Consider the following 14,626-nt stretch of genomic DNA (forward strand, 5'->3'; position numbering starts at 1 on the left):
TCGGCCTAAGCTGGAGTCGATATGGACGCACTGATCCAACATGTGGAAAACGGCACCGAGCTGAGCTCGCGTGAAATCGATGTGGCTGCAGAGATGCTGCTGAACCCCGAGATCTGCGACGATAAAAAAGCTCGGTTTTTAAAGGCGCTCACCAACAAAGGCGAGACTCCCGCTGAGATTGCCGGTTTTGTGGAAGCCTTTTTAGCGCGCGCCGTGGACCCCGGCGTGACGGAGCTGGATCTGGAGGGACCCACCCTCGATGTCTGTGGCACGGGAGGTGACAAGCTCAACATGTTCAACGTCTCTACCACCAGCATGTTTGTCATCGCCGCCGGCGGTGCGGTGGTGGTGAAACACGGCAACCGCGGTATCACTTCGAAGAGTGGTGGTGCGGACGTGTTAGAGGCGCTGGGAATCAATATCGAACACTCTCCGGAAGAATTCAGAAAATGTCTCGAGCACGCCGGCGTCGGCTTTCTGTTCGCTCCCAAATACCACCCTGCATTCAAGGCGGTGGGGCCCGTCCGCGCGGCTTTGGCCAAGGAGGGGGTGAGAACCATTTTCAACCTGATCGGGCCGCTGTTGAACCCAGCTCGCCCTGAGTGCCAGCTGGTGGGTGTCTGTGACCCGGATCTCGATGCCGCCTACGCAGATATTTTACAACGTCTCGGTCGCGACAGCGCCTGGGTGGTGCATGGCACCACGGCAGACGGTGGCCCGGTGGATGAAGTCAGCCTGCTCGGGCCGACCCGTATTTGCAAATCCGGTCGATTCCAGTCGCCAGTCGATGAGGAAGTCAAACCCGAAGACTTTGGATTCACCGCCTGTGAAGTGGAAGACCTGCGCGGTGGTGATGCCGAGGTGAATGCCAAGATCCTCACCGATGTGCTCAGTGGGGTGGAAACCGGACCGAAGCGCGAAATGGTGCTGCTCAATGCCGGAGCGGGACTGGCCTGCGCTGGCCTGGCCGATACCTTGGGGGCTGCGATCACGCTGGCTGCGCAATTGATCGATTCCGGTCAGGCGATTGAGCGACTGCACAAGCTGCAAGCCATCAGCAAGCAGCTCAGTGAGGCATCGGTCTAACTGATGTTAGCCCATGTTTGGGCCGAACTTCACTAGGGGCTGGGCAAAGCGCTCGGCCATGATGTTCGTGCGTGGAACAAGCGCTCGAAATAATCAGAATAATTTAGCGGCAGAATCCGAAGATTCGTGTAGTCTGTGTTGTTGTGCATTTTGACCAACAATGACCACCCCATAAATTATTCATGAGTTCCCACGTTAAGCCTACCAAGATTCCCCAAGAGAGAGATTTTACCGGAGGTATGATTCACTCGCAGTCCTGCGCCTACATTGGCTCGACAGGAGAAAGAGACCTCGATCACAAGCTGCTAGCACTCTCGAAGGAGATTTCCGGCGGCGAAGATAACTGTCTGTTAGCCGAGATGCTGATCTCCGCGGTGAGAACCTCGCGAGGGGCGGTGACCGAGGGGGATTTCAAAATGATGAACCGCTCACTCAAGGAGATGCGGATCGCCAACGAGGTGTTTTACCCTTATCGAAATTGCCGCAAGATCTCCGTGTTCGGTTCGGCTCGCACCGATCCGGAAGAGCCTGAATACAAGGCTGCGGTTGAGTTTTCCGACAAGATGCGTGAAGCCGGCTTCATGACCATCACCGGCGCAGGTCCGGGTATCATGGCCGCTGGTAACGAGGGCGCAGGACGCGAGGATAGCTTCGGCCTGAACATCAACCTTCCCTTCGAGGCCTCTGCCAATGCATTCATCGCCGGCGACGAGAAGTTGGTCGATTTCAATTTCTTCTTCACGCGCAAGCTGTCCTTCGTCAAGGAGTCCGATGCGGTGGCGGCCTTCCCTGGTGGCTTCGGCACCATGGATGAAATTTTCGAAACACTGACTCTGATCCAAACTGGAAAAGCCGCGATCTATCCGCTGGTGTTGATCGATGCCAAAGGGGGGAAATACTGGAAGTTCTGGCAGCAGTTCGTGGTGGAGCACCTGAGCCGACTGAAACTCATCTCCGACGAAGATTTTTCACTCTACAAAGTCACGGACGATGTGGATGAGGCGGTGGAGGAAGTGGTGCGTTTTTACTCCAACTTCCACTCTTATCGCTACTGTGGCGATCGCTTAGTGATCCGCATGCAGCGTCAGCTCACGGAGGAGAAGATGAAGCAGCTGGCCAAGGACTTCTCGGATATCATCAAAAGTGGAACCTTCGAGCAATCCGGACCACTTCCGGCAGAGGGTGATGAGCCAGAGTTAGACAAGTTGGCCCGCTTGGTATTCCGGCACCGACGACGGAATTTCGGTCGACTGCGCCAGCTGATCGACTCGATCAATGAAGAGGGCGCGAGCTAAGCCAGAGGGCAGGGCGGTGATGAGATGTCACCGCTTGTTTGTTTTAATCTGCTCGTCAGGAAAGTTTATTGCTAGGGCTGTCGTATTCGCATGTCTATCGCCGCCAACTGCACCATGATGTTCACCCAACGCACACTTTCTACCTCCTCAATCCTCATTCTGTCCTTGTTGGTCCTGTTGGGATCGATGTCTTCCACTTGGGCCGAAGAGGCCGAGCCTGCGAGTCATAAAAACTCCCGGGTATTGATTACGGGGGCGAACCGCGGTTTGGGCTTGGAAATGGCCAAGCAGTTTGTCGCCAAGGGCTACCAAGTCATTGGCACGGCCCGCAAGCCGGAGCAGGCGGTGGCATTGAAGCAAACAGGAGCCACGGTGATGAAGTTGGATGTTACCAGCGAAGCGGATATCGCTGCCTTGGCGAAGGCTTTGGAGGGCGAAAAAATCGACATCCTGATCAACAATGCCGGCTATTTCGGGCCGAAGCTGATGACGGAAAACCCGGAAAACCTCGCCAAGTTGACGCGTCAGGAAATGGAACTCTGTTATCGGGTCAACACCCTGGGGCCACTGTTCGTGACCCAGGCACTGTTGCCGAACCTCAAACTCGCTGAAGATGCCAAGGTGGTGCATATTTCCACCCGCGCCTCGATCTTATCCAAGGGCACCAGTGGCACGGCCTATGGCTACCGCGTGAGTAAAACCGCACTCAATATGGTGACCCGCACGATGTCCGGGGATCAGGCGATGAAGGGCATCCTCGTGGTGGCCATTGCTCCCGGGCACAATAAGACGCATATGGGAACGGAGCGGGGGAAGCTGGATCCTCAGCAAAGTATGGCTCAAGTGATCGACCTGATCGAAAACCTGACGCGCAAACACCACGGCGGACTGTGGTATTACGATGGCAGCCGCCTGCCTTGGTAGTCCCCGCAACGAGCGCACTCACATCCATTTGTTATGAATCCTTTGACCTCATTTCTATCTCAGATCACCCAGATTAAACCTTCCGAGATGAAGGCCGCGCTGACGGCGTTTTTCTTCATCTTCGTGCTCATGGCATCCTACATGATCATGAAGCCGGTGCGCGATGCCCTGCCGAGCAACTGGGGGGATGTGAGTCTGGCGCAGCAGTGGACGCTGACCTTTTTGGTGTCGATCGTTGCGGTCTCGATTTACAACGTTTGTGCCTCCAAGATCTCGCTCCGCGTGCTGGTGCCGGGGGTGTTTGTGTTTTTCTCCATCAGCTTCACCGGACTGTTTCTAGCCTACCGCTCGGGCGTGGAAGTCACCTTGCTGGGGAAGATTTTCTATGTCTGGAGCAGCGTGTTCAGTCTGTTCCATATCTCGGTGTTCTGGAGCTTTATGTCCCAGCTTTACACCAAGGCAGAGAGCAAGCGCATCTTCGGGTTCATCAATACCGGTGCCAGTGCTGGCGCGATCAGTGGCCCCTTGTTAGTGGTGCTGCTGGCGCAGAAGATGAGCGTGGCCAATATCTTGTTAGTGACCAGTGGAGTGCTCTTGCTTACCCTGCCGCTGATCAAGCTGCTGAACACCTTTTTCGAGCGAGACGAAAACGCGGAGAGCGATCGCCAGCAACTCAGCCCCAACCCTTTTTCAGGTTTTCAGGAATTGATCACCCACAAGCGCCTGCTGGGCATTGCTGCCTTTATTTTCATGTTCACCAGCATCAGTGCGTTTCTATATTCCACCCAGAAAAATGTCCTGGCTGAATTCTCCGAGGCCGATCGGACCTACTGGCTGGGCGTGGTGGAGCTGGTGACGAACAGCCTGACCATTGTCATCGGCATCTTCGTGACCAACCGGCTGTCGCGTAAATTTGGCATGCCACTGACTCTGTCTCTGATTCCTTTCTTGGTAGCCATCTTGCTTCTGGTCTTGAGCATGAATCCCATCGCGCTCTACGTGCTCGCATTGCAGGTGGTGCGGCGCTCGGGGAACTACGCCATCACCCGTCCTGCCCGTGAGATTCTCTTCACCGCGGTGGATAAAGAGGCCCGGTATAAAACCAAGCCCATCATCGATGTTGCCGTCTACCGCGGCGGCGATGTGTTCTGGATTTGGATCATTGCGCTGTTAGGCGATGGCTATTTCAAGCTCAGCATTGCCCAGATCCTCTGCGTGGGCACTGCGGTGGCCGTGCTCTGGGGACTGGTGGGTATCTACATCGGCCGCAAGCATGAGGCCGATGAGGCAGCGGAGCTGGTAGAGAGCCCGTGAGACACGGGCTCAATCCCTAAGATCTAACACGCTGGGCACGAACTCAGCTGCTGGAAGAAATCGTTGCCTTTGTCGTCGACCAAAATGAAGGCAGGGAAGTTCTCCACCTTGATCTTCCAGACGGCTTCCATGCCGAGCTCTGGGAAATCGACGACTTCCTGGCTCTTGATGTGTTCCTTGGCGAGCAGCGCTGCAGGGCCACCGGCGGAGCCGAGGTAGAACCCGCCGTGCTCCTTGCAGGCGTCTGTCACCATCTGGGAGCGGTTTCCTTTGGCCAGCATCACCATCGATGCGCCGTGTTTTTGGAAAAGGTCGACGTAGGGGTCCATGCGGCCGGCTGTGGTGGGGCCGAACGAGCCACTGGCCATCCCTTCGGGGGTCTTGGCGGGGCCAGCGTAGTAAATGGGGTAGTCCTTGAAGTAGTCGGGGATGCCTTCGCCGTTTTCCAATTTCTCCGCGATCTTGGCGTGGGCGATGTCGCGCGCCACAATGATGGTGCCGGTGAGGGAAATGGCGGTGGTGACCGGGTATTTGGAGAGGGTCGCGAGGGTGGCTTCCATGCCTTGATCGAGATCGATTTCCACGCCCTTGAATTTCCAGTCGTGGTATTTCTCCGGGATGAAGCGGCCTGGGTTGTCTTCGAGTTTTTCCAAGAAAATCCCTTCCTCGGTGATCTTTGCCTTGGCTTGTCGATCGGCCGAGCAGGAGACGCCGAGACCAACCGGGCAGGAGGCGCCGTGACGGGGGAGTCGGATCACGCGCACATCGTGGGCGAAATACTTACCACCGAACTGCGCGCCGATGCCTACCTTGCGGGACTCCTCGAGCAGTGTCTTCTCCAGCTCCAGGTCACGGAAGGCACGGCCGTGTTCGTTTCCTGATGTGGGAAGTTCATCGTAGTAGCGGGTGGAGGCCATTTTCACGGTCTTCAGGCAGGTCTCCGCCGAGGTGCCTCCGATGACGAAGGCGAGGTGATATGGGGGACAGGCCGAGGTGCCGAGTGTCTTCATCTTTTCAATGCAGAACTCCACCAGTCGTTTTGGGTTCAGCAGGGCCTTGGTTTCCTGATAGAGGAAGGTTTTGTTCGCCGAGCCACCGCCCTTGGTGATGAAGAGGAATTTGTAGGCATCGCCTTCCGTTGCGTAGAGATCGATCTGCGCTGGCAGGTTGGTCTTGGTGTTCACCTCGTCATACATGTTCAGAGGGGAGCTTTGCGAGTAGCGCAGGTTTTCTTCCTGGTAGGTCTTGTGGATGCCGTGGGAGAGCGCTTCCTCATCGTGGCAGCCGGTCCAGACCTGCTGGCCTTTTTTTCCCATCACAATGGCGGTTCCGGTGTCCTGGCAGCCGGGGAGGATTCCCTTCGCGGCGATCTCCGCATTTTTCAGCAGCATCAGGGCGACCATGCGATCGTTATCGGTCGCTTCCGGATCGTCGAGGATGGAGGCGACCTGTTGCAGGTGGCTAGTGCGGAGTTTGAACGAGACGGCCTTGATCGCCTCGTTGGCCAACATGGTGAGTGCCTCGGGCTCAATTTTCAGAATCTTTTGGCCTTCAAATTCAGCTGATGACACATAATCGCTGCTGATTTTCACGTATTCCGTGCTGTCCTGGCCGAGTGGAAATGGGTCTTGGTAGAAAAAGGGTGTGTCTGACATGATGTTAAGTTAAATAAAGGCCGCAGCAGGTCCGGAGGCAACCTGAAACAGGACGGAACGAGAAAAATTTGCACTTTTGTTCAAAAATGGCTTGATTTACCCCTCAGAGCAGCTATCTCCGCTCCCCCAATTATGGCTAAGAAATCATGGATCGCGCGCAACAAGCGCAAACAAGCAACTGTCGCTAAATATGCAGACCTGCGTAAGCAGCTCAAAGAAGAGAAGGACTACGTTGGTCTCAGCATGCTCCCTCGCGATGCAAGTCCCACACGCGTGGTGAACCGTTGCGAGCACACTGGTCGTCGTCACGGATTCCTCCGTCGTTTCAAGCTCTCACGTATTTCCTTCCGTGAGCTTGCTTCACACGGCATGATCCCCGGCGTGACAAAGTCCAGCTGGTAAGCTGCACTTTATTGTGATACTTTTTGACGCAAGGCGGTCCACCCCCGTCTTGCGTCTTTGCTATGCCCCTATACGACTACATTTCACTTCATCCCGACGACCCTGAAAAGAGTTGTCGCGTATGTTCGCGGGGCTTTGAATTACGTCGTCCGATTGATCGGCCGGCTCTTGAAGTCTGCCCGCTTTGCCGCCATGAGGTGAAGAAACTGATTAGTCGGGTAAACACTCCCAAAATCACCAAGCCTTTTTCTGTGACCGATGCCAAGAAGGCCGGCTTCACCGTGTTGGAAAAGCGCGATGAGGGGGTGTATGAACGCCAGTAATGAGGGGCTAGGTCATGGAGCAGTCGGAGAAACCAGAGACCAACACTCGCAAGAGCCTTTTCTCGATTGTCGCTCTATTGGGCATTTTGATGTTGGTCATCTATGGCTCGCCGCTGCTGAAGGAAAAACTTCGCGAGTATTCAGACAAGAAGGCGTCTGAGGAACAGGAGAGTGCCGAGACCGAAGTTTCGCCCCAACCACAGGTTCCGGAAGCGCTGACTCAGTGGTTACCGCTGGTGACCGAGCAGCTGCCCAAGCTAGACAACGGATCGGCCCGCTACCAGCTACGCCACCTGCGGATGAACGACGATCAAAGCTGCTTGCTTCTCGATCTGCAAGAAGGGGAGCATGGCAGACCTTTCGATCTGATTCTCGAACGTGATCAATTTGGTCGCTATATCAGTAGGGATTCCGATATCCCCGTAAAAATCTACCCGCCTACAGAGGGGCATTAGGCTCCGTGTTGTGAGTGGGAAGGGCTGAAGCCTTTTGGTTGTGCTGTGTGGTAAGTCATTGGCCACGATTGCGCTGTGGTTGCAGCGTGATGACAGTCTACGCAGGGGGAAACGTCTTTTTTGTGTTTACCTGATGTCGGGGAGTGCGCATTTTGAGCGTTACTCCCCCTAATGATGAATAGTTTACATAGTATCGCCTGCAGCCTCTTATGGGCTGTCGGTTGGATGTCCTTCGCTCACACGGCTCATGCTCAGCCGATCGATCTCAGTGATGGAACCGCAGCCCAAAGCAGCACGCTGGATGAATACGATGCCGGCCTCGCCCTCGATGGAGTCAATAATTTCACCCACACCGAGGCATCCGACAACGATCCCACCTGGCAGGTGCTCCTGCCTTCTGATCGAACCTTTCAAGAAATCACCTTGGTCAATCGAGGGGGGAGTGGTAGCTGGCTGCCACGCTTCCGCGATCTAACGGTCGAAGTGGTGAACTTCAGTGGAAATGTGAATCAGGACTTCGACGGTGGCACCGTGGTGTTCACCTCGCCCTTGCTCAACCCGAACAATGAGCTGGGGTCTCCGGCCAGCATCACCGTGGATGCCGGTGGAGTCACAGGAAACATGATCCGCGTGACACGAACACCGGATGGTGATGCCAACGACGGTGTGCTGTCGCTCGACGAAGTCACCGCCACAGGCCCTGGGCGGATTGTTTCTTTCAGCCCGGATTGGACGACTATCACTCCGGGCGATCCGCTGACCCTGAGCTGGGATGTTTCGGCGGGGCTGACCTCGCTGCAGATCGATCAAGGCGTGGGCAACGTGCTTGCACATACCTCCAATGGAGTGGGGAGCGTGGTGCTGACCCCGGGGCCGAGTGCCACCACGACCTATCAGATCACCGCAAGCGATGCCAATGGCAGCTCGGTGGACTCGACCACCGTTGCTGTGGTCAATGATCCTTTGATCTATTCCTTCGCAGCCGACAAGGGCTTCAGCACATCGGGGGCCAACGTCAATTTGAGCTGGAATGTCAGTGGCAATACCACCTCGCTGACACTCAATGGAGTCGATGTGTTAGGGGGCAGCAGCACCACAGTTTCACCGACAACCGACAGCAACTACGTCTTGGTTGGCTCAAATGCCAATGGCAGCGTCACCAAGACGCTTTCGGTGAAGATCATCGAATCTGGAGTGCCTGTGATCACCGAGTTCATGGCGGATAACGAATCCGGTTTGGCAGATGGCGACGGTGACCGGTCGGACTGGATCGAGCTTCACAACCCCGGCAGTGTGTCCGCTTCGCTGGCGGGCTATTTCCTGACGGATGATCCTGCGGACCTTACCAAATGGGCCTTCCCTGATGTCACCATGGCACCGGGCAGCTACCTGGTGGTCTTCGCTTCCGGTAAGGGCCCGAACGGTCCTGCCGGAGAGCTGCACAGCCATTTCTCCCTCAATGCCGATGGCGAGTATCTTGCTCTGGTGAAGCCGGATGGAAGCTCGATTGCCACCGAGTTCAGCCCGACCTATGACGAGCAACGGGGGGACATTTCCTTCGGTTACTCCGACTCCGCGGCCATGGAAGGGTATTTCCTAACACCTACGCCTGGCGCGGCGAACAGCACGCCGATGGGGGGCTTTGTCAAAGACACCAATTTCTCACACGACCGAGGCTTTTACAGCGCCTCCTTTCCACTGGAAATCACGAGCCTAACCGCCGGCGCGCAGATTCGTTACACTACGGACGGCTCCAAACCGACGGCCTCGCACGGGCAGATTTACACCGCGGGAAATCCGATCACGATCAGCCAGACCACCGTCGTGCGCGCCGCCGCGTTCAAGGATCAGTTTGAATCGACCAATATCGATACCCACACGTATATTTTCAAATCGGATGTCATCGCGGATCCGAACATGGACACCGCGATCACTCAAGATTCCAGCTACGGTCCCCAGCTCGATGCGGCACTCACGTCCATTCCCAGCATTTCGCTAACCTTCTCGGGCGACCTGGACTACGACGAAAAGGAAGTCGCCATCGAGATGATCAACTTTGAGGGGGGAAACAAGCAGGTGGATGCGGGCATGGAGCGATTTGGCGGTTATAATACTGACTACGCGAAGCGGAGTATCCGGATCACCTTCCGCAAGGATTACGGCCCGGGGAAATTGGAATTTGATCTGTTTGATAACCACGATTGGAAAAGCTACCAGCCGGCAGAAAAATACGACGCCATCGAGCTCCGCGCGGGCAACCACGACATGTCGCTTCGCGGCGCCTACCTGTCGAACCGATACGCCGATGACTCCCTGCTCGATATGGGGCAGATCGCTCCGCACGGGCGCTTTGTGCACGTCTACATCAACGGTCGCTATTGGGGCCAGTATCACCTGCGCGAGCGCTGGAATGCCTCGATGCTGTCCGAGTATTTCGGCGGTGACAAGGAGGACTACGAGGCGATCAATGCCAACAACTCCGGTGGCAATTTTCAAACTGGCGAGGCCTACGATGGAACAGGGGAGCAGTGGGAGGAAACACAAACCCTGCTGGACAGCTCGACCCCCTTTGCCTCAGCCAAGTCGCATCTTGATATCATCAATCTAATCGATTTCATGCTGCTGTGGACCAATGGCAACTCTGAGAGCGAGTTCCGTGCGGCTGGTTCGGTGCCACTTGGCGTGCCTTTTAAGTTTTTCATGAAGGATGCCGATGGCTTTTTGCGCAATCCGAGTCACAGCGTCGATCACCAAGGTCCGCTGAGCGCGATGGATGAGCTGGCGGACGAAGGCGACCCTGACTATGAGATGCTGCTGGCGGATCGGATTCACAAACACTACTTCAATGACGGAGCGCTGACTTCCGCCAAGAGCATCGAGCGCTTGCAAGAACGGGTCGATGAAACCCAACTCTCGATCCTCACAGAGAGTGCACGTTGGGGCTATCGCACGCCCTCGAGCTGGCAATCGTATCAAGACAATATGATCAACAGCCAGCTGCCTGGGCAAACGGCGAGTATGATCACCAAGTTTAAAAATGCCGGCATGTATCCCTCCATCGATGCCCCGGTCTACAACCAGCATGGCGGCACAGCACCTGGGGAGGGACCGACGATTGCCGTCAGCAGTAGCAGCTTGAAAGTCTATTACATGTTTGGCCCGCTGGACACGGATCCAGACCCCTACCGGCATTCGCTCGACCCTCGTCTTCCCGGCGGTGGCATCAATCCGGCGGCCACCATCATCAACTACGATGGCACCGGTGGCGTGCCCACGAATTTCGTGCAGACTGGTGACGATTGGTCTTACCTCGACGATGGCTCAAACCAAGGCACTGCATGGAGGGCGAAGATCTTTAACGACAACACATGGAGCAGCGGCCCGTCGGAACTCGGCTATGGCGATGGCGACGAGGCCACGGTAGTCGGCTACGTCGATGTCGATCCGGGCAGCAATGGCATACAGAAAAATGTCACCACCTACTTCCGGAAGTCGGATATCAACATCGCGGACCTCTCGCAGTATGAAAGCTTCACCCTGAACTACTGGTATGACGATGCCATTGCCATTTACGTCAATGGGGTGGAGGTCGACCGCAAAAACCTCACCGCCAACGCCCCCTACGATGAGTTTTCCTCCGGTACCGTGACCGACAACGCGTTTGCCAGCATCACCCTGCCGGTGTCGTATTTTAACCAAGGCAACAACACCATCGCAGCGGAGGTGCATCAGCGTAGCTACACGAGCACAGATCTGTCGTTCAACTTGAACATGGTTGGCAATCTCCCCGGCTCGGGGCAATCCGGACTGGTGTCCGATGAAATCCCGGTGACCGCCTCCGGCTGGCTCTTGTCGCGGACATACAACCCGAACGCCGGCGCCTGGAGTGCGCTCAACGCAGCCTTCTTCGCACCCGACCCTGTGCTCGCCGACGCCTCTAACCTGGTAATTTCCGAACTCAACTACCACCCAGCCGATCCCTCCGGGGCGGGGGAATTGGCGATCACCGCAGACAAGAATGATTTCGAATTTGTGGAGCTGAAAAATGTGTCGCCTGTGCCGGTGGACATGTCCGGCGTCGCCTTCACCGATGGCATCGATTTCACCTTCGGCCCGAACAATGTCATCCCCGCAGGTGAACGGATGATCATCGTGAAAAACAAAGCCGCCTTTTCAGAACGATACGGCGCCGCTTTGAGTTCACTGCGCTTCGGCACGGACAGTATTGGCAACAGTGAATTCTCCGGGAGTTTGAGCAACGGCGGCGAACAGGTCGTATTGAGGGATGCCTCCGGCGGGCTGATCCATGATTTCACCTATGACGATGCGGCACCGTGGCCAAGCGCGACCGATGGCGATGGCTTCTCTATGGTGCTGATTGCCCCCGTCATTCCGATCCCCGATCATAATGTTGGCAGCAATTGGGCCGCCAGTGCGCAGGCGGGAGGTCAGCCAGGTGCGGCAAGCCCCGCTGGTTTTGCCGGCGACCCGTATGCGGATGCCGATGGTGACGGAGTCAAGGCCCTCATCGAGTATGCCCTTGGCACCAGTGATGACAATGCGCTGGACAGTCCATACACCGCTGAAGTTGCCGCTTACTCCGTAGGCACTGAAACCATTCATTACCTCACCCTCACTTATAAGGTGAACCAGCACACCCGCAATGCCGTCACCGTGACCGCTCAGATATCGGAAGACCTCAGCATCTGGCAGGGGGCTCCCGAGCTGGTGTTGGTGTCGGAAACCGACAACGGAGATGGCACTGTTAGCTATATCTATCGCAGTGCCGTGCCCTTTGGGGAACGGCTGTCCGGGCGCGAGTTCATGCGGATTAAGGTGACGGAATAGTGGCGCAGCAGTGGTGGCTGGAAGGAAAATCCGCAGGTCAGAGCACAAGGTTTTTCATACACCGAGTAAGACACAGAAAGGTGCGATCTCGATTGAAACTATGGTGGGGTGATGTTTTAATGAACGACATTAATAGATTAATGCTTACCGGTTTAGTCCAGTTGCGAGACAATCTATCAACACACAAAACCCCAAAATACACATCATGAAAATAAATAAATTAATAGCAACGTCCTCCCTTCTCGCGATGCTTCCTATGGGGGCACCAGCGGCACTGATTACCTGGAGTCCTTCGGTCGATATGTATGCCGATGGCGTCGGTATAGATGGCGATCAAAGCTTCGTCAGCACAAACGGCACTGGTGTATTAGCTGTAAATGGTACTGATGTTACCACCCAAAACCCTACAGTGAATGGTGTAGCCTTTACAGATGTTATTGCAACAACGCTTCAGGCTGGCTACACGGATGCTGGAAGTGGCGTGACTATTCAGTCAGATGTTCTTATTGGTCAAACTGATAATGCTTTTGGAGATGGAGGGTTTAGTGGCGACACAGATATCTTCAATCTGATAGCAGGAGGATACTTTGGCGCCAACACTATCACATTCGGAGGCTTAACTATAGGTAACACCTACGAGATACAGGTTTTTTCCAACGATGCACGAACCACGGGTGGGCGTGCAAACAATAGCACGGATTGGCGCACGGGTTTTAGTGATGGCACACAAAGCTTTGCAGACAGCTTGACGGCAGGCACAATTGGAGAATCCAGTCTAAATAATCGCACTCCCGCACCTGATCTCACAGGCGAGACATCAGGTGACTATATCATTGGAACATTTGTGGCTACAGCAGCTACACAGTCTTTTGAAACTGCTGGAACGAGTGATGGTGGCACAAACTGGACCGACGGAGGACGTTCCCAGATCAATGGTATTCAGCTCCGTCAAATTGCCGAAGTGCCAGAACCTTCATCCGCAGCCCTTCTCGGCCTCGGTGGACTTGCTCTTATCCTGCGCCGCAGGAAGTAATGCATTGACTTGTTAAGTGACCTTTCAAGCCGCTCTACCCAGGTAGGGCGGCTTTTTCTTGTCTGCGGGGTGGCATGGCACACGGTTGCCTGACACGTGGTCTAACAATTTCATAATGATGCCGAAATATGGATGACACTCTCATTGTTCCCTGAGTGTGGCTGAATGTGGCCTGGCAGCGCTCTTGAATCAGCCTGTTTTGTGCTCTGAGTAAGACACAAAAAGGGACGATCTCGGTTGACCACCATGGTGGGTTGATGTTTTGATAGGACGATCTAATAGATTAACGCTTACCGGTTTAGTGCGGTTAAGTGACGATCTATCAACACACAAAAACCCAAACACACACATGATAAAAATAAATCAATTATTAGCAAACGCCTCGCTACTGACGCTGCTTCCCATGGCCGCGTCTGCAGCATTAATCACTTGGAGCCCTTCAGTCGATATGTATGCCGATGGCGTAGGTGTTGATGGTGATGATAGTTTCGTCAACAACTCAACTGGATCCTTCGTTCTTGCCTATTCTGGTACTGACGCCAGCACGGCTGCTACAGGAACGCTCAACGGTGTTACCTTTGGCCAAGCAGATGAGGTCCTTCTAACTGGGGCGGGTTACACCGGCGGTGGTGTTACAGTCACACTCTCTAATGGCAGATCTACAGGCACAGCATACAATACTGGATCATTTGCTACCGGCGGTGACATCGAAAACTTGCTTGATGGCGGTGTATTTGATGCGGCTACCTTGACACTGTCTGGACTGATAATTGGGGACACGTATATCCTGCAAATCTTTACTAATGACGCCCGCACGGGGGGGACTCGGAGTGTGGACTGGCAAGTTGGCTTTAGTGATGGCACGCAATCATTTGATGACAGTTATACAGCGAACACCCATGGTGCTTCAGATTTAAACAACCGAGCTTCCGGCGGTGGAGCTGGAGAGTTATCTGGCGACTCGATTATTGGAACCTTCGTAGCCAGCGATACCACTCAGAGCTTTGAATATAGAGGAACCCGAGATAATTGGGTTACTCAAACGGTTGGCACAGGTCAGATTAATGGCTTGCAACTTCGCACGATTCCAGTTCCGGAGCCATCCTCCGCAGCTCTTCTCGGTCTCGGTGGTTTAGCTTTGATCCTGCGCCGAAGAAAGTAATCCACTGACTTCCGAAGTGTCCTTCCAAGCCGCTCTACCCAGGTAGAGCGGCTTCTTTTGATGGGGTATGCCGTCGGTGGAAGAGGTTGGTGTGGAAAGATTGCTCTCTGGTCTATTTTAGCTAAGCTC

11 protein-coding genes are annotated in these 14,626 nt (G+C 55.0%); 10 read left to right on the forward strand and 1 reads right to left on the reverse strand.

Going from position 1 to position 14,626, the window contains the following annotated elements:
- The first annotated feature begins 21 nt into the window (after window positions 1-21).
- The 4 genes from trpD (at window position 22) to JO972_RS01675 (ending at window position 4,619) form a co-directional block, all read left to right on the forward strand.
- On the forward strand, window positions 22-1,086 hold the full coding sequence (trpD, locus tag JO972_RS01660) for an anthranilate phosphoribosyltransferase (RefSeq protein WP_309488247.1): 1,065 nt from the start codon (window positions 22-24) through the stop codon (window positions 1,084-1,086).
- Between the two features lie 182 nt (window positions 1,087-1,268).
- Window positions 1,269-2,381, forward strand: a complete 1,113-nt coding sequence (locus JO972_RS01665; RefSeq protein WP_309488248.1) for an LOG family protein — start codon at window positions 1,269-1,271, stop codon at window positions 2,379-2,381.
- Window positions 2,382-2,471: 90 nt separating this feature from the next.
- The gene (locus JO972_RS01670; protein ID WP_309488249.1) at window positions 2,472-3,305 is read left to right on the forward strand and encodes an SDR family oxidoreductase; all 834 of its coding nucleotides are present in this window, start codon (window positions 2,472-2,474) and stop codon (window positions 3,303-3,305) included.
- Between the two features lie 33 nt (window positions 3,306-3,338).
- On the forward strand, window positions 3,339-4,619 hold the full coding sequence (locus JO972_RS01675; RefSeq protein ID WP_309488250.1) for an NTP/NDP exchange transporter: 1,281 nt from the start codon (window positions 3,339-3,341) through the stop codon (window positions 4,617-4,619).
- 23 nt (window positions 4,620-4,642) lie between these two features.
- Here JO972_RS01675 and JO972_RS01680 read toward each other — a convergent pair whose 3' ends face one another.
- The gene (locus JO972_RS01680; RefSeq protein WP_309488251.1) at window positions 4,643-6,274 is read right to left on the reverse strand and encodes a fumarate hydratase; all 1,632 of its coding nucleotides are present in this window, start codon (window positions 6,272-6,274) and stop codon (window positions 4,643-4,645) included.
- A gap of 132 nt (window positions 6,275-6,406) precedes the next feature.
- On the opposite strand from JO972_RS01680, the gene rpsN reads away from it, so the two are divergent.
- The 6 genes from rpsN (at window position 6,407) to JO972_RS01710 (ending at window position 14,497) form a co-directional block, all read left to right on the forward strand.
- Window positions 6,407-6,676, forward strand: coding sequence for a 30S ribosomal protein S14 (rpsN, locus tag JO972_RS01685; protein WP_309488252.1), 270 nt, complete (start codon window positions 6,407-6,409; stop codon window positions 6,674-6,676).
- Window positions 6,677-6,738: 62 nt separating this feature from the next.
- Entirely contained in the window at window positions 6,739-6,999 is a 261-nt protein-coding gene (locus tag JO972_RS01690) for an FmdB family zinc ribbon protein (RefSeq protein ID WP_309488253.1), read from the forward strand.
- Window positions 7,000-7,013: 14 nt separating this feature from the next.
- Window positions 7,014-7,454: a hypothetical protein gene (locus JO972_RS01695; protein ID WP_309488254.1), complete on the forward strand. Its 441-nt coding sequence runs from the start codon at window positions 7,014-7,016 to the stop codon at window positions 7,452-7,454.
- Window positions 7,455-7,679: 225 nt separating this feature from the next.
- Complete coding sequence (locus JO972_RS01700) at window positions 7,680-12,302, forward strand: lamin tail domain-containing protein (RefSeq protein WP_309488255.1); 4,623 nt, start codon at window positions 7,680-7,682, stop codon at window positions 12,300-12,302.
- Window positions 12,303-12,507: 205 nt separating this feature from the next.
- Window positions 12,508-13,335 carry a PEP-CTERM sorting domain-containing protein gene (locus JO972_RS01705; RefSeq protein ID WP_309488256.1) on the forward strand — a complete coding sequence of 276 codons (828 nt, stop codon included), beginning with the start codon at window positions 12,508-12,510 and terminating at the stop codon, window positions 13,333-13,335.
- Between the two features lie 349 nt (window positions 13,336-13,684).
- Window positions 13,685-14,497, forward strand: coding sequence for a PEP-CTERM sorting domain-containing protein (locus JO972_RS01710; protein WP_309488257.1), 813 nt, complete (start codon window positions 13,685-13,687; stop codon window positions 14,495-14,497).
- Window positions 14,498-14,626: the final 129 nt, after the last annotated feature.

This window comes from Oceaniferula flava, assembly GCF_016811075.1.
Lineage (GTDB): Bacteria > Verrucomicrobiota > Verrucomicrobiia > Verrucomicrobiales > Akkermansiaceae > Oceaniferula > Oceaniferula flava.

Bases quoted from the DNA above. Each gene is read 5' to 3' on its own strand.
- JO972_RS01670 (WP_309488249.1), top strand. From the start codon at position 2,472: ATGTCTATCGCCGCCAACTGCACCATGATGTTCACCCAACGCACACTT.
- JO972_RS01675 (WP_309488250.1), top strand. From the start codon at position 3,339: ATGAATCCTTTGACCTCATTTCTATCTCAGATCACCCAGATTAAACCT.
- JO972_RS01705 (WP_309488256.1), top strand. From the start codon at position 12,508: ATGAAAATAAATAAATTAATAGCAACGTCCTCCCTTCTCGCGATGCTT.
- JO972_RS01710 (WP_309488257.1), top strand. From the start codon at position 13,685: ATGATAAAAATAAATCAATTATTAGCAAACGCCTCGCTACTGACGCTG.
- JO972_RS01690 (WP_309488253.1), top strand. From the start codon at position 6,739: ATGCCCCTATACGACTACATTTCACTTCATCCCGACGACCCTGAAAAG.
- trpD (WP_309488247.1), top strand. From the start codon at position 22: ATGGACGCACTGATCCAACATGTGGAAAACGGCACCGAGCTGAGCTCG.
- JO972_RS01700 (WP_309488255.1), top strand. From the start codon at position 7,680: ATGTCCTTCGCTCACACGGCTCATGCTCAGCCGATCGATCTCAGTGAT.
- rpsN (WP_309488252.1), top strand. From the start codon at position 6,407: ATGGCTAAGAAATCATGGATCGCGCGCAACAAGCGCAAACAAGCAACT.
- JO972_RS01680 (WP_309488251.1), bottom strand. From the start codon at position 6,274: ATGTCAGACACACCCTTTTTCTACCAAGACCCATTTCCACTCGGCCAG.
- JO972_RS01695 (WP_309488254.1), top strand. From the start codon at position 7,014: ATGGAGCAGTCGGAGAAACCAGAGACCAACACTCGCAAGAGCCTTTTC.
- JO972_RS01665 (WP_309488248.1), top strand. From the start codon at position 1,269: ATGAGTTCCCACGTTAAGCCTACCAAGATTCCCCAAGAGAGAGATTTT.